Here is a 22,454-nt window from a genome sequence, read left to right as displayed (position 1 = left end):
AGTCTTCCCCACCGCACCCGCACCACGCAGGTTATGGCCCTCCCCCGAGGCCCCGGTGCCCGGACTATCCCTCCGCCACCACCACCGCCGAGGCCACCCCGGCGTCATGACTGAGGGACACGTGCCAGGAGCGCACCCCGAGTTCCGCGGCGCGCGCCGCGACCGTGCCGCTCACCCGCAGCCGCGGCTGTCCGCTGTCCTCGACGAACACCTCGGCGTCCGTCCAGAGCAGACCGGCCGGCGCGCCCAGCGCCTTGGCCAGCGCCTCCTTCGCCGCGAACCGCGCCGCGAGCGAGGCGATCCCCCTGCGCGCCCCGCTGGGCAGCAGCAGCTCCCGTTCCAGGAACAGCCGTTGCGCCAGTCCGGGCGTGCGCTCCAGCGACGCCGCGAACCGGTCGATCTCGGCCACGTCGATACCGACCCCGATGATGCTCATGCCGAGCACCCTACGGCCGGTGTTCCTCCGTCGGCGCGACTGTCACAGTGGACTGCTAGCCTGCGGCAACTTGATCACTTCAGCCACACACGTCACACGCGCCACGCACCACGCACGTGGGCAGATGTCGCAGGTGGCACAAGTGGCACCACCCACATCACTCACACCGTGCACAACAGCGCGCCCTGGGGGCCAGTCGGCGCGCCAGGGCCGGCGACGCCAGGGGGCGGAGGAATGAGCAGTTCCAGCAACGGCAGGGACGGGACATCCACAGGTGCGTACGACGGTACGTACGGGGGCGCTTCGGCCCTGATGTCCGACCCCTTCGACTACCTGCCCGAACTCGCCCCGCTGCGCACCGCCGCGCAGGCCGGCGACTGGCCCGCCGTACGGGCCTTCTTCACGGGCCTCGACTCCGCCGAGAAGATCTCCTACGCCTCGGGGCTGCTCTCCGACATCGCCGGCGTCGAGGGCTTCCTGGAGCGCGCGGTCGCCGAGCTGCCCGGCGACCCGCTGCCGCGCACCCTGCTGGCCAGGCGGTACATCAGCATCGGCTGGGACATCCGCAGCGGCGCCCGCGCGAAGCACGTCTCACGCGACCAGTTCGACCGGTTCCACGCCTGGCTGCGCAAGGCCGAACAGCTGCTGATCGAGGTGTGCGCCGAGCAGCCCGCGTACGCCCCCGCCTGGACGGCCCGGCTGATCACCGCGCGCGGTCTGGAACTGGGGCAGGCCGAGGCCCGCCGCCGTTACGACCGGCTGTCCGCCCACCACCCCCACCACTACCGGGCGCAGATCCAGCTGCTCCAGCAGGTGTGCCCCAAGTGGAGCGGCTCCTGGGAGGAGGCGCACGGTTTCGCCCGGGAGTGCGCGAGCGCCGCGCCCGACGGCTCGGTGGCGGGCGCCCTGGTCGCGGAGGCCCACATCGAGCACTGGCTCGACCTCGACAGCGGCGCGAACGCGGCGTACATGCGGGGCCTGCCGGTCCGCGACGACCTGCGGTTCGCCGCCCAGGTGTCGGTGCTGCACCGCGACCACCGGGACGGCTGGGACACCGTGGGCGCGCACAGCACGTTCGCGATGGCCTTCTCGATCGGCGGCCACTTCGCGGACGCCGCCCCGCACTTCGCCGCGCTGGGCAACCGGGTCACCGAGTCCCCGTGGCACTACCTGCCGGACTGGCGCGGCCAGTTCACCAAGTTCCGCAAGAACGCGCTGGCGACGCTCTGAGGGGGAGACCGCACATGACCACGCAACCGCACACCGACAGCGGCACGAGCACCGCCTTCACCGGCACTGGCACTGGCGCCGGTGCCGGCACCGACCTCTCCGCCCTCGACGGCCTGATCTCCCACACCACCACCCAGGGCATCCCCACCCTCTACGCCCCGCGCCCCGGCGAGATCACCGCCGGTCTCTTCTTCCGGGTCGGCCGCGCCGACGAGACCCTGGCCACCGCCGGGATCACCCATCTCGTCGAGCACCTCGCCCTGCACCGCCTGGGCCTGTCCGACCTGCACTACAACGGCGCGACGGCGAACACGTACACCCTCTTCCACGTCACCGGCAGCGAGGACGAGGTGGTCTCGTACCTCAACAGCGTGTGCGCGGCCCTGCGCGACCTGCCGCTCGCCCGGCTGGAGACGGAGAAGGAGATCCTGCGCACCGAGGCGGCGGGCCGCAGCGGCGGACCCGGCTCCCAACTGCCGCTGTGGCGCTACGGCGCCCAGAGCTACGGCCTGACCAGCTACAGCGAGCTCGGCACCTGGGGGCTGACCGCCGACCAGGTCCGGCACTGGGCCGAGACCCGCTTCACCCGCGACAACGCGGTGCTGTGGCTGACCAGCGACAGCGTGCCGGCCGGACTGGACCTCACGCTGCCCGCCGGCACCCGCCACCCGGCCCCGGCGGCCACCAGCGCGCTGCCGGTGACCCCCGCGTACATCCACGGCGACGACGGCCATGTGGTCTTCACGTCCGTCCTGCGCCGCTCCACCGCGGCCTCCGTCTTCGCGGACGTGCTGGGCCGCGCCCTCTTCCAGGACCTGCGCCAGGAGGGCGGCTACTCGTACTCGGCGGAGGCCGACTACACCCCGCGCGACGCCGACCACGCGACCCTCACCGCGTACGCCGACGCGCTGCCGAAGAAGCAGGACGCGGTGGTCGGCGGCTTCGTCGACACCCTGGCGCGGCTGCGCGCGGGCCGTATCGAGCAGTCCGAGCTGGATTCGGCGCGGGTCAAGGTCCTCAAGCGGTACGACGCTCCGGACCTCGGCGCCTCCTCCCTCCCGTCGTACGCGCTCAACCTCCTGCTCGGCCACCGGCTCCTCTCCCCCGAGCAGCACCGGGCCGAGCTGAACGCCGTCACGCTCGCCGATCTGCGCGAGGTGGCCCGGGAGGCCTGGTCCACCGGACTCCTCCAGGTACCCGGCCGGGGCGCCGACTGGGCGGGCTTCGAGTCGGCCCCGCAGTACTCGCAGGCGCCCGTCGTCGGCACCCGCCACCAGTCCCTGGAGGACGACCGGATCACCCTGGTCATCGGCCGTGAGGGGGTCAGCCTCGTCACCCCCCGCGGCCCGGTCACCGTCCGCTTCGACGCCTGCGCGGCCATGACCACCCGCCCCGACGGCGCCCGCAGCCTCACCGGCGCGGACGGCTTCTGCGTGTCCGTCGAGCCGACCCTGTACCGGGGTGTGACGCCGGAGCGGATCGCGGCGGTGGACGCGTCCGTCCCCGCGGCCGCGGTGGTCCCGCTGCCGGCCCGCGACCCGCAGCAGATACCCCGGCCCCAGGAGCGGTCCCGCACCCCGCAGTCCTCGGGCGGCGGCCGCTCCACCTGGGCCTGGACCCTCGGCCTCTGGCTGGTCGGCTCGATCGCCGCGGTCTGGAGCCTGCTGTCCGCCGCGGTCACCGCCGACGAGCTGGGCGCCGCGGACCCCGAGTGGGACGTGGTGGTCGGCGTATGGGTGCTGGCCCTGCCGCTCCTGCTGGTGACCTGGAAGCTCCACCGGGCGCGGCAGCGCAGGCGCCGCTGACCCGCCCGTCGGGCGCGCACCCGGTCCACCGCCCGGGCCCGTCGGGAACTCGAAGGAGAATCCGATCGTCGGCCCGGGTGGTGCGCCCGGCACCCCCGTCGTGAAGCGCGCCCCCCTGTCATGAAGAGCGCTCCCGCAAACCACTTGCCGATCAACCTCACCCCATTGCCGCACATCCGGCGGAGCGGAGGGCGCGTTAGTGGAATGTGACGAAAGCAAGGTTTTTTGATCCGCCCCGCTCCGGGACGCCGACCGACAGACGACCGGCACCCCGCGCGGTGGCGGTGGGGCGGTTCACCTTCACGCCTGCCGAGGCGTACGCATCGCCCGAGGCCGGCGGCACCTTGCACAAAGTCGGCGTACGGGTCGGACTGCGGCTCACCGAGTCGCTGCTCAGCGATCTCCTGACGTCGCTCGACGCGGCCCAGGAGGATCTCGCCCGGCGCTGGAGCGGTCGGGCACGCTCCGGTCACCCCGCAACCCGCATGGTGGAGCTGCCGTGACCGACGACTACCCGGATCTCTCCTTCGCCCGACACGAGTGGTACCCCGACGCCTACCCGGCCGGGCCGGCCGGCGGCTGGCACGGGGGCACCGCCGACACCCTGCACCCCGCCTTCCCCGAGGAGAGCTGGGACCCGGTCGAGGAACTCACCTACCTCCTCCAGGACGCCGTGGCCGCGGACCAGACGCCCGTCGTGCCGCAACCCCGCAGCGAGCACCCGCCCGACACCGGCTACACCGGCGACCCGATGGAGAACCTGGCCCGGATCACCGCCGAGTTGCCGCCCATTCGGCACGCCTCCGCAGGACACCGGAAGGTGCGGGCCCGCAATCCCCGCTTCACCTGGTTCCAGACCGTCAGCTTCTCGATCGCCGCGTTCGCCGCGGTCATCGTGTCGATGGTGAGTGTGTTCGGCGGCATGGTGGCGTACGCGCCCCTGCGCCACATCGCCGCCGCGACCGGAGGCGGCGCCCTGACCTGGTGGCCCCTGCTGATCTACGGCCCCTGGATGGTGGGCTCGCTCTCCATCCTGCGCACCGCCCTGCACCGGCGCCGCGCCATGCACTCGTGGTTCGTCGTCCTGCTGTTCTCCTGCCTCGCGATGATGCTCTGCGTGGCCGAGGCCGACCGGACCTTCATCGGTGTCTCGGCGGCCGCCCTGCCGGCCGTCGCGTCCCTCGCCTGCTTCCAGCAGTTGGTCCGTCAGGTCACGCTGACCCGGCCGCCACGCCAGCCGGCCTCCCGCCACCGGCAGCGCCCCGCCCCCGCGGCGACCGGCAGAACCGGGAACGGTCCGGCCGCGTCGAGATCGCCGCGCCGCTGACCGCGGGAGGGGGCCGGCGCATCGGCAGCCGACGGCCGGCCCCGGCACCCCGTCAGGCGGGGCACCGTCAGCTGGGACCCCGTCAGGTGCGGGACACGATCCCGCAGCCCTCGGTGCGGTCCTGGTCGAGGCTCCGGCTGCGGTCGTACGGATCGGTCGCCGGCCCGGTCGGGGTCGCGCCCGCCGGGGCGTCGTCCGTCCGGAACTCGGGGTGGAAGTAGCCGTCGTAGACGTCGCAGGCCGAGTTGCCCGCCACCTCGTCGTAGCTCTTGACGCTGACCTTCCCGGGGGTGACCCGGTAGCGGGCCGGGTCGAGGAGTTCGAGGTCGAGCACGCGCCGCACGATGGTCCGGGCCACCTCGGTCCTGCTCCTGTCGACGTGCGCGAGCGGGTAGACGAAGCTGTAGTCGGCGTGCACGACGACGGAACCCTCGGCGCCCGCCTTGAACGTCATCCGCCCGCGGGTCTTGACCACCTGGCCGACCACCCGCACCTCGTCGGGGTCGAACCGGCTGAACATCAGCAGCGGGTCGTGCTTCTTGTCCGGCTTGAGCAACGAGGTGTTCAGCAGGTCGAGCAGTTCCGGCTGCTTGGGGTCGAGCACCCCGAGCGCGGCGGCGGGGCGGCCACCGCGCAGGGTGGCCGGCGAGAGACTCCCGTCGACCAGGAACGTCCTGGTCTGCCGGAGCACCTGTGCCACCTGCGCCTTGGACCAGGACCCGACCGGCTTCGCCTCCGGCAGCACGATGCCGGCCTCGCCGTCGGCCCAGGCGAGCGCCGGGGATCCCGCGAACGGCCGGTCCACCGTGGGCAGGTCGGGGGCCACCGACTCCGGCGGCGCGGTCGGGGCCGTGGTCTCCGGCGGCAACTGCGAGGGAGCGGCGACCGCCCGGTCCGAGGCATGGAAGGGATCGCCGGGGATCAGCGAGGGCCGCACCGCCACCACCGCCACGGCGATGGCGACCGGGATGCCCAGGAAGCCCCACAACCGCCGCCGCCGGGTAGCCCGTTCGTCCATCTCCTGCCAGGCCGGACCGGTCCGCCAACCCGCGGGCAGCTCACCCCGGGCCTCCTGCTGCCGGAGCCGTTCGGTGACCATGCGCGCCCGCGCGGAGGGCTCCTTGGGCGCCGAGGCGGGTATCCCTCGTTCGCTTTCCGCTACGAACTTCGCCCACTCGTCGTCGGATATGGAACTCGACCCGGAATCCTCGGCTCGGGGCTCCTCGGACGGTCTCTCGGCCATGGCAAGCAGCGCTTTCTCTCGTGTAGTTGTGCGGTGCAGGCAGAGCGTACGACAGCAACTTCGCTCTCCTGTGCGGTTTCCGGCCCGCTCCGCACGAACTTCCGCGCCGCCTCCCCGTCACTTCGCCGGCACCGGCACAAAGGCTCCGGCCGGGGCGGTTCCCACCGCCCCGGCCGGAGCCTTCACGTCGTTCGCCGAAGCGCTAGAACCGGGTCACTCGACGGTCACCGACTTCGCCAGATTGCGCGGCTGGTCCACCTCGTTGCCCCGGGCGGTGGCCAGTTCGCAGGCGAACACCTGGAGCGGGACCGTGGCCACGAGGGGCTGGAGCAGGGTCGGCGTGGCGGGGATGCGGATCAGGTGGTCCGCGTACGGCACCACCGCCTCGTCGCCCTCCTCCGCGATCACGATCGTGCGCGCGCCCCGGGCACGGATCTCCTGGATGTTGGACACGATCTTGTCGTGCAGGACGGAGCGGCCGCGCGGTGACGGCACGACGACCACGACCGGCAGGTCCTCGTCGATCAGGGCGATCGGCCCGTGCTTCAGCTCGCCCGCGGCGAAGCCCTCGGCGTGCATGTAGGCGAGTTCCTTGAGCTTCAGGGCTCCTTCCAGCGCCACCGGGTACCCCACGTGCCGCCCGAGGAACAGCACCGTCTTCTTGTCCACGAGGGTGCGCGCCAGCTCCCGTACCGGCCCCATGGTCTCCAGGACGCGCTCGACGTCGCCGGAGATCTTCGCCAGGTCGCGCACGACGGTCCGGATCTCGTCGGCCCACTTGGTGCCGCGCACCTGGCCCAGGTAGAGGGCGACGAGGTAGCAGGCGACGAGCTGGGTCAGGAAGGCCTTCGTGGAGGCTACGGCGACCTCGGGCCCGGCATGGGTGTACAGCACCGCGTCGGACTCGCGCGGGATCGTGGAGCCGTTGGTGTTGCAGATGGCCAGCACCCTGGAACCCTGCTCGCGGGCGTGCCTGAGGGCCATCAGGGTGTCCATGGTCTCGCCGGACTGGGAGATGGCGATGACCAGGGAGCGGGAGTCCAGGATCGGGTCCCGGTAGCGGAACTCGCTGGCCAGCTCCACCTCGCAGGGGATGCGGGTCCAGTGCTCGATGGCGTACTTCGCGATCAGCCCGGCGTGGAAGGCCGTACCGCACGCGACGACGACGACCTTGTCGATCTCGCGCAGCACGCGCGGGGAGATCCGCACCTCGTCCAGGGTCAGCGAGCCGGAGGCGTCGATGCGGCCCAGGAGCGTGTCGGCGACCGCCTTGGGCTGCTCGGCGATCTCCTTGAGCATGAAGTAGTCGTAGCCCCCCTTCTCCGCGGCCGACGCGTCCCAGTCGACGTGGTACGAACGCACCTCCGCCGGACGGCCGTCGAAACCGGTCACCGTCACGCCTTCCCGGCGCAGCTCCACCACCTGGTCCTGGCCCAGCTCGATCGCCGACCGCGTGTGGGCGATGAACGCGGCGACGTCCGAGGCGAGAAAGGCCTCGCCCTCTCCGACCCCCACCACGAGCGGCGAGTTGCGCCGCGCGCCCACGACCACGTCCGGCACGTCGGCGTGCACGGCGACCAGGGTGAACGCGCCTTCCAGCCGCCTGCACACCAGCCGCATCGCCTCCGCCAGATCGGCGCAGCCGGCGAACTCCTCGGCGAGCAGATGGGCGACGACCTCGGTGTCGGTCTCGGAGGCGAGGTCGTGCCCGCGCTCGGCCAACTCCGCGCGCAGCACGGCGAAGTTCTCGATGATCCCGTTGTGCACGACGGCGACGCGCCCCGCGTTGTCGAGATGGGGATGGGCGTTGGCGTCCGTCGGACCGCCGTGCGTGGCCCAGCGGGTGTGCCCGATGCCCGTCACACCGCTCGGCAGCGGCCGCTCGGCCAGTTCCTTCTCCAGGTTGACCAGCTTCCCGGCCCGCTTGGCCGCGGCGAGGCCGTCGCCCGCGAGCACGGCGACACCCGCCGAGTCGTATCCCCTGTACTCCAGCCGCTTCAGCCCGGCCATCACGACATCGAGCGCCGACTGAGACCCCACGTATCCCACGATTCCGCACATGCCCGGCAGCCTAAGCTCCGACGCCCGCCGAAAAGAGCCGAAGCGTGCCCGAAATCGGAAATTCCTACGGTGGCACGAATGCCGTGCCGGACCGAAACCGACGAGGCGAGGAACGAGAAGCCCATGCCCGAACCCGCATTCGACATCGCAGGCCGAGACGCCGGGCGACGCGCATCGGGGGGCGCGACAGCGGAGCGTGACATACCCCACCTCCCACCCCGTTCAAACTCCGTTAACAATGGACTGTGATCTCTCCGGTCTCCTCGATGCCCAGGAGCGCCCACCGGCACAGGCCGGAGGCGACTCCCTACGTCGATCTCACCCGTGCCGAGTGGAGCGCGCTGCGTGAGAAGACGCCGCTGCCCCTCACCGCCGAGGAGGTCGAGAAGCTGCGCGGTCTGGGCGATGTCATCGACCTCGACGAGGTGCGCGACATCTACCTCCCGCTGTCGCGGCTGCTCAACCTGTACATCGGCGCCACCGACGGGCTCCGAGGGGCGCTGAACACCTTTCTCGGCGAGCAGGGGTCGCAGTCCGGCACCCCGTTCGTCATAGGCGTCGCGGGGTCGGTCGCGGTCGGCAAGTCGACCGTCGCGCGACTGCTCCAGGCGCTGCTCTCCCGATGGCCGGAACACCCGCGCGTCGAACTGGTGACCACGGACGGTTTCCTGCTGCCCACCAAGGAGCTCCAGGCCCGGGGACTGATGTCCCGCAAGGGGTTCCCGGAGTCGTACGACCGGCGCGCGCTGACCCGGTTCGTCGCCGACATCAAGGCCGGCAAGGACGAGGTGACGGCCCCCGTCTACTCGCACCTCATCTACGACATCGTCCCCGACAAGCGGCTGACCGTGCGCCGCCCGGACATCCTGATCGTCGAGGGCCTGAACGTCCTGCAGCCCGCCCTGCCCGGCAAGGACGGCCGCACCCGCGTGGGCCTCGCCGACTACTTCGACTTCAGCGTGTACGTCGACGCCCGCACCGAGGACATCGAGCGCTGGTACCTGGACCGGTTCACCAAGCTGCGCGCGACCGCCTTCCAGAACCCGTCCTCGTACTTCCGCAAGTACACCCAGGTGTCCGAGGAAGAGGCCCTCGACTACGCGCGCACCACCTGGCGCACCATCAACAAGCCCAACCTCGTGGAGAACGTGGCCCCCACCCGGGGCCGGGCGACCCTGATCGTGCGCAAGGGCGCGGACCACAAGGTGCAGCGGCTGAGCCTGCGCAAACTCTGACGCCGTCGGCCCGGAAGGAATTCCTTCCGGGCCGACGGCGCATGGAGTCGGGCAGGCAGTGGGCTCAGCCCAGCGCCGACTTCACCACGTCGGCCAGCCGGCCGGCCACCGACCGCGCCTGGTCGATGTCCGCCGCCTCGACCATCACACGGACCAACGGCTCGGTGCCGGACGGGCGCAGCAGCACCCGGCCCGTGGTGCCGAGTTCGAGCTCCGCCTCGGCCACCGCGGCGGCCAGTTCCTCGGACGTCGCGACCCGGCTGCGGTCCACGTCGGGGACGTTGACGAGCACCTGCGGCAGCCGCTCCATCACACCCGCGAGGTCGCGCAGCGACTTTCCGGTCTGCGCGACCCGGGCGGCCAGCATCAGGCCGGTCAGCGTGCCGTCGCCGGTCGTCGCGTGGTCGAGGATGATGACGTGCCCGGACTGCTCGCCGCCGAGGGCGTAGCCGTGCTCCTTCATCTCCTCCAGGACGTAGCGGTCACCGACGCCGGTCTGGACCAGCTTCAGGCCTTCCCGCTCCAGCGCCAGCTTGAAGCCCAGGTTGGACATCACGGTCGCCACGACGGTGTCGGCGCGCAGCGCGGAACGCTCCCGCATCGCCAGCGCGAGCACGGCGAGGATCTGGTCGCCGTCGATCTCCTCGCCGGTGTGGTCCACCGCGAGGCAGCGGTCGGCGTCGCCGTCGTGGGCGATGCCGAAGTCCGCGCCGTGCGTGCGGACGGCCTGCTTCAGCGGGCCGAGGTGGGTCGAGCCGCAGCCGTCGTTGATGTTGAGGCCGTCCGGCTCGGCACCGATGGTGATGACCTCGGCGCCGGCGCGGGCGAACGCCTCGGGCGAGACCCGGGCGGCGGCACCGTGCGCCTCGTCGAGGACGATCTTCAGCCCGTCCAGCCGGTTCGGCAGGACGGCGATGAGGTGGGCGACGTAACGGTCGAACCCTTCGTCGTACGTCCGGACCCGGCCGACGCCCGCTCCGGTCGGCCGCTCCCAGGGCGCGCCGGTGCGGTGCTCCTCGTAGACGGACTCGATCCGGTCCTCCAGCTCGTCGGCGAGCTTGTGGCCGCCGCGGGCGAAGAACTTGACACCGTTGTCCGGCATGGCGTTGTGGCTGGCGGACAGCATCACGCCGAGGTCGGCGCCGAGCACGCCGGTGAGGTACGCGACCGCCGGCGTCGGCAGCACGCCGACCCGCAGCACGTCCACGCCCGCGCTCGCGAGACCCGCGACCACGGCGGCCTCCAGGAACTCCCCGGACGCGCGCGGATCCCGCCCGACCACCGCCGTCGGCCGGTGGCCCGCGAAGGTACCCGCCTCGGCCAGCACGTGTGCCGCCGCGACGGACAGACCAAGTGCCATCTCGGCCGTCAGATCAGCGTTGGCGACACCGCGCACACCGTCCGTGCCGAAGAGTCGTCCCACGTGTCCTCCTGAAGGAATCGTCAAGTGTGGAAGCCGAGCACTCGTGCGGCTCACGCGCGGCGCTTCCACGTCACAGACATACGATGCCTGAACATCCGATAGCACTAGCCGTTGAACGTCTTGTGCCGTTATACGCCCGAAGGCTGTGATACACGAACGCCCCGACGGCACTGTGGCGTGCCGCCGGGGCGTTCGGAGTACGTGCAGAGGCAGCTGAAGATTAGCGCTTGCTGTACTGCGGGGCCTTGCGGGCCTTCTTCAGACCGGCCTTCTTGCGCTCGACCGCACGGTCGTCGCGCTTGAGGAAGCCGGCCTTCTTCAGCGGGCCGCGGTTGTTGTCCACGTCCGCCTCGTTCAGGGCGCGGGCCACGCCGAGGCGCAGGGCGCCGGCCTGACCGGAGACACCGCCACCCGCGATGCGGGCGATGACGTCGTAACGGCCTTCGAGCTCGAGCACCTTGAAGGGCTCGTTGACTTCCTGCTGGTGCACCTTGTTGGGGAAGTAGTCCTCAAGGGTGCGACCGTTGATCTTCCACTTGCCGGAGCCCGGGACGATCCGGACGCGGGCGATGGCGTTCTTGCGACGGCCCAGGCCGGCGGCCGGCTGGGGGTCGCCGAAGCGGGAAGCCATCGACTCCGAGGTGTACTCGCCCTCCAGGGGGACCTCGGACTCGGTGGTGTAGCTGTCGATGTCGACGAGCTCAGTCTCTTCGACCGGCTGCTCAACGGTGGTCTCGGCCACGATTCTCCTCAGATTTCTTTTCTTCTTAGGGGGTGGCCGGAACTACTGCGCGACCTGGGTGATCTCGAACGGCACCGGCTGCTGGGCAGCGTGCGGGTGCTGGTCGCCCGAGTAGACCTTCAGCTTCGAGAGCATCTGACGGCCCAGGGTGTTCTTGGGGAGCATGCCCTTGACGGCCTTCTCGATGGCCTTCTCGGGGTTCTTGGCGAGCAGCTCGTCGTAGCGGACCGAGCGCAGACCGCCCGGGTAGCCCGAGTGGCGGTACGCCATCTTCTGGGTCCGCTTGTTGCCGGAGAGGTGCACCTTGTCGGCGTTGATGATGACGACGAAGTCACCGGTGTCGACGTGCGGGGCGTAGATCGGCTTGTGCTTGCCGCGGAGAAGGGACGCGGCGGTGGTGGCGAGACGGCCCAGGACGACGTCCTGAGCGTCAATGACGTGCCACTGGCGAGTCACATCGCCGGGCTTGGGGCTGTACGTACGCACTTCGCAGCCTTCTTCTTCAGTGGATGGGTGCTGACACATGGCATCACTGAAGCGATCGTGCAGCTGGGGACGACAGTGCCGGGGACGCTGCCCGTATGCCGCCCACTGGTAACTGCTCCAGGGAACCTAGGTAGAGGCCACTCCCGTGAGAATGAGCGGGCCAATACACAACGAAGAATCAGGGTACCGGGCTCCCAGGAGTGGGTCAAAACGAGCAGGCCCGAGTCCTCGCGCGCGCCGCCGAAGAGTCCCCCGACATCGATGTCGGGGCACCATCACGGGCAAGCCGGAACACATACCGCATGACCGTGCGCGGCGACGGACATCGCCACGCCGGTCCGACCCCCCAATTTTGAGCGGATCACTCGGACATGTCGCCTATAGGACTTCTTACGCCCCCAACATCGGTGACCACAGGGCCTGTTGAGGCGGAACCGGAGACCTCGGGTCCCGTCTAAGATGCGCCCCATGAACTATGGGCAGGGGGGACCCCGGTCCCAGTGGGATCCGTGGAAACCGAACTCCGAGCAGCCGTGGTCCGGCGCCTCCGACGGCCGGTCCCCCGACTGGGCTGCGCTCGCCGAGGCCTCCGAGAACCGCCACCGGCGGCGCCGGGTCCTCTTCATCGTCGGCGGCGTGCTGGCCACGGTGGGCATCGGCACGGCCGTCGCCATGGGCGTGATGTCGGCGAACGACAACTCGGGGGCGAACAGCGCAGCCTCCCAGCTGCCCTCGAACGCGGACATACCCAACGGCGGCAGCACGTCGGCGCCGTCGTTCGACCCGACGACCGCCCCGCCGCCGCTGGACCCGAAGGAATTCGTCGCCAGCGCCAAGAAGGACACGGCACCGCTCGGCCCGGACATCCTCTTCCCGGGCACGCAGCTCACCGTCGGCACGACCGTGTACAAGAAGGCCGCCTCGGACGACACGAAGAGCTGCGCCACGGCCGCCCAGGGCACGCTCCCGAAGGTCCTCACCGGCAACGGCTGCACCCGCCTGATGCGCGTCACCTACACCAAGGACGACGTCGCGGTGACGGTCGGCGTGGCCGTCTTCACCACCGAGGCGCAGGCCACCAAGGCCAAGGGCCAGGCGGACAGCAAGAGCATCGTCAAGGCGCTGCCCGGCAAGGGCGTGAAGGCCTTCTGCAACGGTGCCGTCTGCCGCTCCACCACGAACACCTTCGGCCGTTACGCCTACTTCACGATCACCGGCTTCACCGCCGGCAAGGACGTCACCACGAAGGACACCACGGTCTTCCGTGCGGGTGACGACCTCGCCCAGTTCGCGTTCAAGCAGATCCACCGGCGCGGCGAGGCCCAGGCGTCGGCCGCGTCCACGGGCTGACCCCCGGCGCCACCGCCCGGAGCGCACGAGCCCCCGACCGGTGACCGGACGAACCCCCCTCCGTCCGGTCCCGCGGGGGTCGTCCGTCCGAGGACCGGCCACCGGCCGGTCCGGCGGACGGTTCAGCAGCAGCCCGCTCCGGGCAGCGAGCGCTTGTTCCGCGCCTCCTTGTTGCGGGCGGCCAGCAGCTCGTCGGCGGGATAGCCGACCTCCTCCAGCGTCAGCCCGTGCGGCCGTACGACATGCACGGCCGAATCCCGTACGCCCGCGGCCAGCACCTTGCCCGGCCAGTCCGGGGTGCGGTGCCCGTCCCCCACGAACAGCAGCGCCCCGATCAGCGAGCGCACCATGTTGTGGCAGAAGGCGTCGGCGCGGACGGTCGCGGTGATGATCCCCTCCGTGTCCCGCACCAGGCTCAGCTCCTGAAGCGTGCGGATGGTGGTGGCCCCCTCCCGCTTCTTGCAGTAGGCGGCGAAGTCGTGCTCCCCCACCAGCGCCCGCGCGGCCTCGTTCATGGCGTCGACGTCGAGAGGCCAGTCGTGCCACAGGACATGGCCGCGCAGCAGCGGGTCCACCCCGCCCGGGTTGTCGGTGACGCGATAGGCGTACCGGCGCCAGACCGCCGAGAACCGGGCGTTGAAACCGGCCGGCGCCTCGGTCAGGGTCCACACCCGTACGTCCTTGGGCAGCCGCCCGGCCAGCCGCTTGAGCAGCTTCTCCCGGTGCTCGGCCCACAGCTCCTCGGGCAGGTCCACATGGGCCACCTGCCCGCGCGCGTGCACCCCCGCGTCGGTCCGTCCGGCCACGGTCAGCTCGTACGTCGTGTCCTTCGACCGGGTCACGGTCCGCAGCGCGTCCTCGATCTCGCCCTGCACGGTCCGCTTCCCGCCGGCCTGCTTGGCCCAGCCGTGGAAGTCCCTGCCGTCGTAGGACAGGTCGAGGCGGATACGGACGTGTCCGGGCTGTGCTTCGTCACTCACAGAAGAATCCTCTCAGCGCAAGACAGCGGGCCCGCCCCCGAAGGGAACGGGCCCACTGGAGCGCCCCGAAAGGGGCGCGGGGAACTGCGCGACCAACCACGACGGCGCGGCAGCGGAAGGACGGCCTTACGCCTCCTTCGACTCCTCGACGACCTCGTCGGCCTTGGTCTCCTCGACCTTGGCGGCCTCGGTCTCCTTGACGGCACGCTTGGTGGCCGCCTCGGCCTCACCGGTGGCCTGCTGGGCCACGGTCAGGGCCTCCACCAGCTCGATGACAGCCATGGGCGCGTTGTCGCCACGACGGTTACCGATCTTGGTGATACGGGTGTAACCACCCGGGCGGTTCTCGTAGCGCGGGCCGATCTCGGTGAAGAGCGTGTGCACGATGCTCTTGTCCGTGATCACCTGGAGCACCTGACGGCGGTTGTGAAGGTCGCCCTTCTTCGCCTTGGTGACCAGACGCTCGGCGTACGGCCGCAGACGGCGGGCCTTCGCCTCGGTGGTCGTGATCCGGCCGTGCTCGAAGAGCGACTTCGCGAGGTTCGCGAGGAGCAGCTTCTCGTGCGCGGCGCTGCCGCCCAGACGGGCACCCTTGGTGGGCTTCGGCATGGTTCTTCTCCTGTGAGTCTGCCCCGGCCGTATCAGGTACCGAGGTCAGTATCCGAGCAGGCGGTCGCCTGTCGGAGACCCCGCGCCCCGAAGGGGCGCGGGGAACTGCGCGACCAGCCACGGCCGGTCCGCAGGCGCGGTACTGCCTCTCCTCGCGGAGCGATCAGTACTGCTCGGTCTCGACGAACCCGGCGTCCGCGTCGTCGTCGGCGCCGAAGGCGTCGGCGGCGGCCGTCGGGTCGAATCCGGGCGGGCTGTCCTTGAGGGCCAGGCCCATGCCGGCCAGCTTCGCCTTGACCTCGTCGATGGACTTCGCACCGAAGTTGCGGATGTCCAGGAGGTCGGCCTCGGAGCGGGCGACGAGCTCACCCACGGAGTGGATGCCCTCGCGCTTGAGGCAGTTGTACGAGCGGACCGTGAGCTCCAGCTCCTCGATCGGCAGCGCGAGGTCGGCGGCCAGGGCGGCGTCCGTGGGGGACGGGCCCATGTCGATGCCCTCGGCGTCGATGTTCAGCTCGCGGGCCAGACCGAACAGCTCGACCAGGGTCTTGCCGGCCGACGCCATGGCGTCACGGGGACGCATGGCCTGCTTGGTCTCGACGTCGACGATCAGCTTGTCGAAGTCGGTGCGCTGCTCGACACGGGTCGCCTCGACCTTGTACGTGACCTTCAGCACCGGCGAGTAGATCGAGTCGACCGGGATGCGCCCGATCTCCTGACCGACCTGCTTGTTCTGAACGGCGGAGACGTAACCGCGACCGCGCTCGACGGTCAGCTCCATCTCCAGCTTGCCCTTGCCGTTGAGCGTGGCGAGGACGAGGTCGGGGTTGTGCACCTCGACACCGGCCGGGGGCGCGATGTCGGCGGCGGTGACCAGACCCGGGCCCTGCTTGCGCAGGTACATCACGACCGGCTCGTCGTGCTCCGAGGAGACGACCAGCTGCTTGATGTTGAGGATCAGGTCGGTGACGTCCTCCTTGACGCCCGGCACGGTGGTGAACTCGTGCAGGACACCGTCGATGCGGATGCTGGTGACAGCAGCGCCGGGGATCGACGACAGGAGGGTGCGGCGCAGGGAGTTGCCGAGGGTGTAGCCGAAGCCCGGCTCCAGCGGCTCGATCACGAACCGGGAGCGGAACTCGTCGACGACCTCTTCGGTCAACGAGGGACGCTGAGCGATCAGCATGTTGCGTTCCTTCAGTCAGGGGCACCCACTATTTGATGCCCTGAGACACCGGGCGGTGGCCCGATGGTGGTATGTGCAAGGGTACGGGCGATACAGCCCCGAAGAGCCGTACCGCCCGAATCCTCAACCCGAACCGGCCGTGTGCCGGAAGCGGCGGTGATCAGCCCCGCTGCTGCGGAGCGGGCCGCCGCACCCGATCAAACGCGGCGGCGCTTCGGCGGACGGCAGCCGTTGTGCGGGGTGGGGGTGACGTCCTGGATCGAGCCGACCTCGAGGCCGGTGGCCTGGAGGGAGCGGATCGCGGTCTCACGGCCGGAGCCGGGACCCTTGACGAAGACGTCGACCTTGCGCATGCCGTGCTCCTGCGCGCGACGCGCGGCCGACTCGGCGGCCATCTGCGCGGCGAACGGGGTCGACTTGCGCGAGCCCTTGAAGCCGACGTGGCCGGCGGAGGCCCAGGAGATCACGTTGCCGGACGGGTCCGTGATCGAGACGATCGTGTTGTTGAACGTGCTCTTGATGTGGGCGTGCCCGTGAGCGACGTTCTTCTTTTCCTTGCGGCGCACCTTCTTGGCAGCGCCCTGACGACCCTTGGGGGGCATCTGTAACTCCTACGGGGAGGTGGTCGGTCCTACAGCGAAGACCGCTGATGAAGCGTTGTCCGCTGCGGACTACTTCTTGCCCGGCTTCTTCTTGCCGGCGATGGCGCGACGCGGGCCCTTGCGGGTGCGGGCGTTGGTGCTGGTGCGCTGACCGCGGACGGGCAGACCGCGGCGGTGCCGCAGACCCTGGTAGCAGCCGATCTCGACCTTGCGGCGGATGTCGGCCTGGATCTCGCGACGGAGGTCACCCTCGGTCTTGATGTTGTTGTCGACGTACTCGCGGATCGCGACGAGCTGCTCCTCGGAGAGGTCGCGAACGCGGGTGTTCGGGTCGACGCCGGTCGCAGCCAGCGTCTCCTGCGAGAGGGTCCGGCCGATGCCGAACACGTAGGTGAGGGCGACCTCCACACGCTTTTCGCGCGGGATGTCGACACCGGAAACGCGTGCCATTCAATGGCTCCAGTTGAATCTTCGGAGGTCTTCCGCAGAACCGGGCCCCAGCCGCCGTACGAGGTACGAACTGGGTCCCCGGCCTCCGAGCCGGGGGTGTCAGACCTGGGACGCCCAGGACTGGGTGCTGCGTATGAACATGTTCAGCTTGCGTCGCGCGAAACTCTGCGGGTGCAGAGGGTGCGGTCCTGCGTCAGCCCTGGCGCTGCTTGTGGCGCGGGTTCTCGCAGATGACCATGACCCGACCGTGACGGCGGATCACCCTGCACTTGTCGCAGATCTTCTTGACGCTCGGCTTGACCTTCATGGGGTGAGGTTCTCCGGGTCAGTTGCCGGCAGCCCCGCACAGGCGGGACGTGGGCAAGATCTACTTGTAGCGGTAGACGATCCGGCCACGCGTCAGGTCGTACGGAGACAGCTCCACCACGACCCGGTCGTCAGGGAGGATGCGGATGTAGTGCATACGCATCTTGCCGCTGATGTGTGCCAGGACCTGGTGGCCGTTCTGGAGCTCGACCTTGAACATGGCGTTCGGAAGAGACTCGACGACAGTGCCCTCGATCTCGATGGCACCTTGCTTCTTGGCCACGCTTCGCCCTTCGAATCGACTACCTTGATCGACTCTGTACGAGCGCATGCAGGCATGCGGGTGCACGAGAGCCGACGAGTCAGTCTACGTCAGCGCACCCGGAAACACGAATCGAGGAAGTCTGCCCCATGAGGGAGATCGTCATGCAAGGGGGTCCGGCGCAGCCATGACCCCGTGCTCCGCGAGCTTGGCCCGGCCGCCGTCCACGGCCGTCAGGACCAGCGGGCCCTCCTCCGTCAGCGCGACGGAGTGCTCCCAGTGGGAGGACCAGGTGCCGTCCGTGGTGATGACGGTCCAGTCGTCCTCCAGGACCTCCGTCCTCGGCGTGCCCAGGGAGACCATCGGCTCGATGGCCAGGCAGAAGCCGGGCACCAGCTTGGGCCCCTTGCCGCGGCGGCGGTCGACGTAGTTCAGCAGGTGCGGGTCCATGTGCATCTCGGTGCCGATGCCGTGGCCGCCGTAGTCCTCGATGATCCCGTACCGGCCGCCGCCGGGCTTCGGCTGACGGCGGATGTACGTCTCGACGGCACGGGAGATGTCGACGAGCCGGTTGCCGAGCTTCATGGCGGCGATGCCCGCCCACATCGACTCCTCGGTCACCCGGGAGAGCTCGATCAGTTCCGGGGCGTGTCCGGAGCCCACGAAGGCGGTGAAGGCGGCGTCGCCGTGCCAGCCGTCGACGACCGCGCCGCAGTCGATCGAGATGATGTCGCCGTCCTTGAGGACGACGTCCTCGGACGGGATGCCGTGGACGACGACGTCGTTCACGGAGGTGCAGATGGTCGCGGGGAACCCGCCGTAGCCGAGGAAGTTCGACTTGGCGCCGTGCTCGGCGAGCACCTTGCGCGCGACCTCGTCGAGGTCCTTCGTCGTCGCCCCCGGCACGGCCGCCTCCCGCGTGGCCGCGTGGATGGCGGCGACGACCAGTCCCGCCGCACGCATCCTGGCGATCTGCTCGGGCGTCTTGATCTGCACCATGGGGGCTACGGCCTTTCTTGGCTTCCGGACCGGAGGGACCGCGCATCGCCGCTCAGGGCTGCGGACCACGGACTGCGGCTGGGGACTGCGGGCGGCGGGGCCGGGCTGCCGACCGCCGGCCGCGATGGTTTCCACGATACGTGGGGGTGCTCACACCCCCCACACAGCAGCCGCGGTCCCCTTCCTCAGGGAACCGCGGCTGCGGCGACGTGGACACGCCTACTTGTCGGCGTCCTCGCGCTTGAGCGCCTCGAGCGCCCGCTTGGTGATCTCTTCCACCGGGCCCAGCGACGAGATCGTGACGACCAGTCCCTGCGCCTTGTAGTAGTCGATGATCGGCTCGGTCTGCGTGTGGTAGACCTCGAGCCGCTTGCGGACGGTGTCCTCGGAGTCGTCGTCACGCTGGTACAGCTCGCCACCGCAGACGTCGCAGACGCCTTCCTTGGCGGCGGGCTTGTACTCCACGTGGAAGACGTGCGCGGAGTCGTTGCGGCAGATGCGCCGGCCGGCGATCCGCTTGACGACCTCGGCCTCGGGGACTTCGAGGTCGAGTACCGCGTCCAGCTTGATGCCCTCGGTGTTGAGAACCTCGTCCAGCGCCTCGGCCTGCGAGACGTTGCGCGGGAAACCGTCCAGCAGGAAGCCGTTCTCGGCGTCGGGCTGCTCCATGCGGTCCTTGGCCATGGCGATGGTGACCTCGTCGGGGACGAGGTTGCCGGCGTCCATGTAGGACTTCGCGAGTTTCCCGAGCTCCGTCTGCTGGCTGATGTTGGCGCGGAACAGGTCGCCCGTGGAGATGTGGGGCACGCCCAGTTTCGCGGCGAGCAGCGTTGCCTGCGTTCCCTTACCGGCGCCCGGCGGCCCGACGAGGACGATTCGCATCAGCGGAGGAACCCTTCGTAATTGCGCTGCTGGAGCTGGCTCTCGATCTGCTTCACCGTCTCCAGACCGACACCCACGATGATGAGGATGCTGGTACCGCCGAACGGGAAGTTCTGGCTTGCCCCGAAGCCAACCAACGCCATCGTCGGGACGAGAGCAATCAGGCCCAAGTACAGCGAACCCGGCCAGGTGATCCGGTTGAGTACGTAGCTCAGGTACTCAGCGGTCGGTCGGCCAGCCCGGATGCCCGGGATGAAGCCACCATACTTCTTCATGTTGTCGGCGACTTCCTCGGGGTTGAAGGAGATCGCCACATAGAAGAACGCGAAGAAAACGATCAGCAAGAAGTACATGCTGATGTAAATCGGGTGGTCACCCTTGGTCAGGTTCTGCTCGATCCAGGTCTTCCAGCCGGAATTGCCTCCGGCGAACTGCGCCACGAGCGCCGGAATGTAGAGCAGCGAGGAAGCGAAGATGACGGGGATCACACCCGCCTGGTTGACCTTCAGCGGGATGTAGGTCGACGTACCGCCGTAGGAACGGCGGCCGATCATGCGCTTCGCGTACTGGACGGGGATACGGCGCTGAGCCTGCTCGACGAAGACCACCAGCGCGACCATGACCAGACCGACGAGGATGACGGTGCTGAACTCGATCCAGCCGCCGGCCAGGGTGCCCTGCTTCTTGATGGCCCACAGCGCGGACGGGAAGGTCGCGGCGATCGAGATGAACATCAGGATCGACATGCCGTTGCCGATACCGCGGTCGGTGATCAGCTCGCCCAGCCACATGACGACGCACGTACCGGCGGTCATGCAGATGACCATCGTGACGGTGGTGAAGATCGCGCGGTCCGGGACGATGCTCGACGCGACCGTGCAGCCGGAGAACAGGGCGCCGCTGCGGGCGGTGGCCACCAGGCCGGTGCCCTGGAGGACGGCGAGCGCCACCGTCAGGTAACGGGTGTACTGCGTGATCTTCGCCGTGCCGGACTGGCCCTCCTTCTTGAGGGCCTCCAGACGCGGGATCACCACGGTCAGCAGCTGGAGAATGATGCTCGCCGTGATGTACGGCATGATGCCGAGGGCGAAGATCGTGATCTGGAGCAGCGCGCCGCCGCTGAACATGTTGACCAGACCGAAGAGGCCCTGGTTGCCGGATGCCTCGTCCACGCACTGCTGAACGGACTTGTAGTCGACGCCCGGGATGGGGATGTGGGTACCGACCCGGTAGACCACGATGATCGCGAGCGTGAAGAGCAGCTTCTTGCGCAGGTCGGGCGTCCTGAACGCCCGGGCGAACGCGGTGAGCACGGTGCCTCCTGCGACCCCCGCGCAACTGCGTCAAGGGTGACGGTCTTGAGATTCCGATGGAATGACGACTAGAGAACGGTCATCTGCCGCTCAGAGTGCCCCATGTGGAGCACCCAGGAAAGTGGGCAGTGCAGGCCACCTTACCGGCGACACTGCCCCCCTTGGAACGACCAACCGGGGATACCCCATTTGTGGGGTATCCCCGGTCGGGATCGTTCAGGTCATCGAGACGCCTGAGTGACTCAGACGAGCTCGGTGACGGTGCCGCCGGCGGCGGTGATCTTCTCCTTGGCGGAGCCGGAGACGGCGTCGACCGTCACCTGGAGCGCCACGGAGATCTCACCCTGGCCGAGGACCTTGACGAGGCTGTTCTTGCGAACGGCACCCTTGGCCACCAGACCCTCGACGGTGACCTCGCCACCCTCGGGGTAGAGCGCGGCCAGCTTGTCGAGGTTCACGACCTGGAACTCGGTCTTGAACGGGTTCTTGAAGCCCTTCAGCTTCGGAAGACGCATGTGGAGGGGCATCTGGCCACCCTCGAAGCGCTCCGGAACCTGGTAACGGGCCTTCGTACCCTTGGTACCACGACCGGCCGTCTTACCCTTCGACGCCTCACCACGACCGACACGGGTCTTGGCGGTCTTGGCGCCCGGGGCGGGACGAAGGTTGTGGATCTTGAGCGGGTTCTGCTCACCCATGATCAGTCGACCTCCTCGACCGTCACGAGGTGGCGGACGGTGTGCACCATGCCGCGGAACTCGGGGCGGTCCTCCTTGACGACCTGCGTGTTGATGCCCTTGAGGCCAAGGGAGCGCAGGGTGTCACGGTGGTTCTGCTTGCTGCCGATGTACGACTTCACCTGCGTGATCTTGAGCTGTGCCATCAGACACCAGCCCCGGCACGCGCACGGAGAAGAGCCGCGGGAGCGACGTCCTCGAGGGGCAGACCACGGCGGGCCGCGATCTCCTCGGGACGCTGCAGGCCCTTCAGGGCCTCCACGGTCGCGTGCACGATGTTGATCGCGTTGTCGGAGCCGAGCGACTTCGACAGCACGTCGTGGATACCGGCGCACTCGAGCACGGCACGCACCGGGCCACCGGCGATAACACCGGTACCGGGGGACGCGGGCTTGAGCAGCACGACGCCGGCAGCCTTCTCACCCTGGATCGGGTGCGGGATGGTGCCCTGGATACGGGGGACCTTGAAGAAGTGCTTCTTGGCCTCCTCAACACCCTTGGCGATGGCGGCCGGCACCTCCTTGGCCTTGCCGTAACCGACACCCACGGTGCCGTCACCGTCGCCCACCACGACCAGCGCGGTGAAGCTGAAGCGACGACCACCCTTCACAACCTTGGCGACGCGGTTGATCGCGACGACACGCTCGACGTAAGCGGTCTTCTCGGCGGCAGCTGCGCCGCCGTCACGGCCCTTCCGGTCCCGCCGCTCGCCGCCACCGGCACCGCTTCCACGGCGCTGGGGTCCAGCCATTGGAATTACCTCTCTCTGTTTCCGCTAGCTACGGAACCG

25 protein-coding genes are annotated in these 22,454 nt (G+C 69.5%); 6 read left to right on the top strand and 19 right to left on the bottom strand.

The genetic code is table 11. The features are described 5' to 3' along the window. Positions 1-64 precede the first annotated feature (64 nt). Entirely contained in the window at positions 65-436 is a 372-nt protein-coding gene (locus ACZ60B_RS01255; protein WP_469383183.1) for a holo-ACP synthase, read from the bottom strand. Between the two features lie 234 nt (positions 437-670). Here ACZ60B_RS01255 and ACZ60B_RS01250 point away from each other — a divergent pair, with 234 nt between their 5' ends. The 4 genes from ACZ60B_RS01250 (at position 671) to ACZ60B_RS01235 (ending at position 4,798) form a co-directional block, all read left to right on the top strand. Continuing rightward, on the top strand, positions 671-1,666 hold the full coding sequence (locus tag ACZ60B_RS01250) for a hypothetical protein (protein WP_469383182.1): 996 nt from the start codon (positions 671-673) through the stop codon (positions 1,664-1,666). A gap of 14 nt (positions 1,667-1,680) precedes the next feature. Next, positions 1,681-3,471, top strand: coding sequence for a M16 family metallopeptidase (locus ACZ60B_RS01245; RefSeq protein ID WP_469383179.1), 1,791 nt, complete (start codon positions 1,681-1,683; stop codon positions 3,469-3,471). Positions 3,472-3,755: 284 nt separating this feature from the next. After that, positions 3,756-3,974: a hypothetical protein gene (locus tag ACZ60B_RS01240; RefSeq protein WP_469383177.1), complete on the top strand. Its 219-nt coding sequence runs from the start codon at positions 3,756-3,758 to the stop codon at positions 3,972-3,974. After that, entirely contained in the window at positions 3,971-4,798 is an 828-nt protein-coding gene (locus tag ACZ60B_RS01235; RefSeq protein WP_469383175.1) for a DUF2637 domain-containing protein, read from the top strand. Before ACZ60B_RS01240 ends, ACZ60B_RS01235 begins: the two co-directional genes overlap by 4 nt. Before the next feature lie 82 nt (positions 4,799-4,880). On the opposite strand, the gene ACZ60B_RS01230 is transcribed toward ACZ60B_RS01235, so the two are convergent. Then, complete coding sequence (locus ACZ60B_RS01230) at positions 4,881-6,041, bottom strand: hypothetical protein (RefSeq protein WP_469383173.1); 1,161 nt, start codon at positions 6,039-6,041, stop codon at positions 4,881-4,883. A 213-nt stretch (positions 6,042-6,254) separates the two neighbouring features. Continuing rightward, positions 6,255-8,102 carry a glutamine--fructose-6-phosphate transaminase (isomerizing) gene (gene glmS, locus ACZ60B_RS01225; RefSeq protein WP_469383171.1) on the bottom strand — a complete coding sequence of 616 codons (1,848 nt, stop codon included), beginning with the start codon at positions 8,100-8,102 and terminating at the stop codon, positions 6,255-6,257. Positions 8,103-8,368: 266 nt separating this feature from the next. On the opposite strand from glmS, the gene coaA reads away from it, so the two are divergent. Further along, positions 8,369-9,337, top strand: a complete 969-nt coding sequence (coaA, locus tag ACZ60B_RS01220) for a type I pantothenate kinase (protein WP_152888062.1) — start codon at positions 8,369-8,371, stop codon at positions 9,335-9,337. 64 nt (positions 9,338-9,401) lie between these two features. Here coaA and glmM read toward each other — a convergent pair whose 3' ends face one another. From glmM to rplM, 3 genes are all read right to left on the bottom strand, one after another. Then, positions 9,402-10,760 carry a phosphoglucosamine mutase gene (glmM, locus tag ACZ60B_RS01215; RefSeq protein WP_469383169.1) on the bottom strand — a complete coding sequence of 453 codons (1,359 nt, stop codon included), beginning with the start codon at positions 10,758-10,760 and terminating at the stop codon, positions 9,402-9,404. A gap of 220 nt (positions 10,761-10,980) precedes the next feature. Next, positions 10,981-11,502 (bottom strand): 30S ribosomal protein S9, encoded by a 522-nt coding sequence (gene rpsI, locus ACZ60B_RS01210; protein ID WP_469383167.1) that lies wholly within the window; start codon positions 11,500-11,502, stop codon positions 10,981-10,983. A gap of 42 nt (positions 11,503-11,544) precedes the next feature. Then, positions 11,545-11,988, bottom strand: coding sequence for a 50S ribosomal protein L13 (rplM, locus tag ACZ60B_RS01205; RefSeq protein WP_351143408.1), 444 nt, complete (start codon positions 11,986-11,988; stop codon positions 11,545-11,547). 468 nt (positions 11,989-12,456) lie between these two features. Between rplM and ACZ60B_RS01200 the strand changes: the two genes are divergently transcribed. Further along, positions 12,457-13,338 carry a hypothetical protein gene (locus ACZ60B_RS01200; protein WP_469383165.1) on the top strand — a complete coding sequence of 294 codons (882 nt, stop codon included), beginning with the start codon at positions 12,457-12,459 and terminating at the stop codon, positions 13,336-13,338. Between the two features lie 122 nt (positions 13,339-13,460). On the opposite strand, the gene truA is transcribed toward ACZ60B_RS01200, so the two are convergent. The 13 genes from truA to rpsE form a co-directional block, all read right to left on the bottom strand. After that, on the bottom strand, positions 13,461-14,318 hold the full coding sequence (gene truA, locus ACZ60B_RS01195) for a tRNA pseudouridine(38-40) synthase TruA (RefSeq protein WP_469383163.1): 858 nt from the start codon (positions 14,316-14,318) through the stop codon (positions 13,461-13,463). 126 nt (positions 14,319-14,444) lie between these two features. After that, on the bottom strand, positions 14,445-14,927 hold the full coding sequence (gene rplQ, locus ACZ60B_RS01190) for a 50S ribosomal protein L17 (protein WP_469383161.1): 483 nt from the start codon (positions 14,925-14,927) through the stop codon (positions 14,445-14,447). Between the two features lie 163 nt (positions 14,928-15,090). Beyond that, positions 15,091-16,113: a DNA-directed RNA polymerase subunit alpha gene (locus ACZ60B_RS01185; RefSeq protein ID WP_003966937.1), complete on the bottom strand. Its 1,023-nt coding sequence runs from the start codon at positions 16,111-16,113 to the stop codon at positions 15,091-15,093. 197 nt (positions 16,114-16,310) lie between these two features. Continuing rightward, positions 16,311-16,715 carry a 30S ribosomal protein S11 gene (gene rpsK, locus ACZ60B_RS01180; RefSeq protein WP_003956432.1) on the bottom strand — a complete coding sequence of 135 codons (405 nt, stop codon included), beginning with the start codon at positions 16,713-16,715 and terminating at the stop codon, positions 16,311-16,313. A gap of 69 nt (positions 16,716-16,784) precedes the next feature. Then, entirely contained in the window at positions 16,785-17,165 is a 381-nt protein-coding gene (rpsM, locus tag ACZ60B_RS01175; RefSeq protein WP_030811707.1) for a 30S ribosomal protein S13, read from the bottom strand. Between the two features lie 193 nt (positions 17,166-17,358). Further along, positions 17,359-17,472, bottom strand: coding sequence for a 50S ribosomal protein L36 (gene rpmJ / locus ACZ60B_RS01170; protein WP_003998809.1), 114 nt, complete (start codon positions 17,470-17,472; stop codon positions 17,359-17,361). Positions 17,473-17,532: 60 nt separating this feature from the next. After that, on the bottom strand, positions 17,533-17,754 hold the full coding sequence (infA, locus tag ACZ60B_RS01165) for a translation initiation factor IF-1 (protein WP_003948620.1): 222 nt from the start codon (positions 17,752-17,754) through the stop codon (positions 17,533-17,535). Between the two features lie 141 nt (positions 17,755-17,895). Continuing rightward, positions 17,896-18,732 (bottom strand): type I methionyl aminopeptidase, encoded by an 837-nt coding sequence (gene map / locus ACZ60B_RS01160; RefSeq protein WP_469383158.1) that lies wholly within the window; start codon positions 18,730-18,732, stop codon positions 17,896-17,898. Between the two features lie 219 nt (positions 18,733-18,951). Then, positions 18,952-19,614: an adenylate kinase gene (locus ACZ60B_RS01155; protein WP_469383156.1), complete on the bottom strand. Its 663-nt coding sequence runs from the start codon at positions 19,612-19,614 to the stop codon at positions 18,952-18,954. Beyond that, positions 19,614-20,927, bottom strand: a complete 1,314-nt coding sequence (gene secY / locus ACZ60B_RS01150; RefSeq protein WP_469383155.1) for a preprotein translocase subunit SecY — start codon at positions 20,925-20,927, stop codon at positions 19,614-19,616. Before secY ends, ACZ60B_RS01155 begins: the two co-directional genes overlap by 1 nt. A gap of 242 nt (positions 20,928-21,169) precedes the next feature. Then, complete coding sequence (gene rplO, locus ACZ60B_RS01145) at positions 21,170-21,625, bottom strand: 50S ribosomal protein L15 (protein WP_043381011.1); 456 nt, start codon at positions 21,623-21,625, stop codon at positions 21,170-21,172. Positions 21,626-21,627: 2 nt separating this feature from the next. Then, positions 21,628-21,810, bottom strand: coding sequence for a 50S ribosomal protein L30 (gene rpmD / locus ACZ60B_RS01140; protein WP_003974250.1), 183 nt, complete (start codon positions 21,808-21,810; stop codon positions 21,628-21,630). Next, positions 21,810-22,415 carry a 30S ribosomal protein S5 gene (rpsE, locus tag ACZ60B_RS01135; RefSeq protein WP_058923758.1) on the bottom strand — a complete coding sequence of 202 codons (606 nt, stop codon included), beginning with the start codon at positions 22,413-22,415 and terminating at the stop codon, positions 21,810-21,812. Before rpsE ends, rpmD begins: the two co-directional genes overlap by 1 nt. Positions 22,416-22,454 lie beyond the last annotated feature (39 nt).

The organism is Streptomyces sp. NPDC104096 (assembly GCF_055584385.1).
The sequence above is the reverse complement of the archived record's forward strand: the minus strand, read 5'-3'. Positions and strand labels throughout refer to the sequence as shown.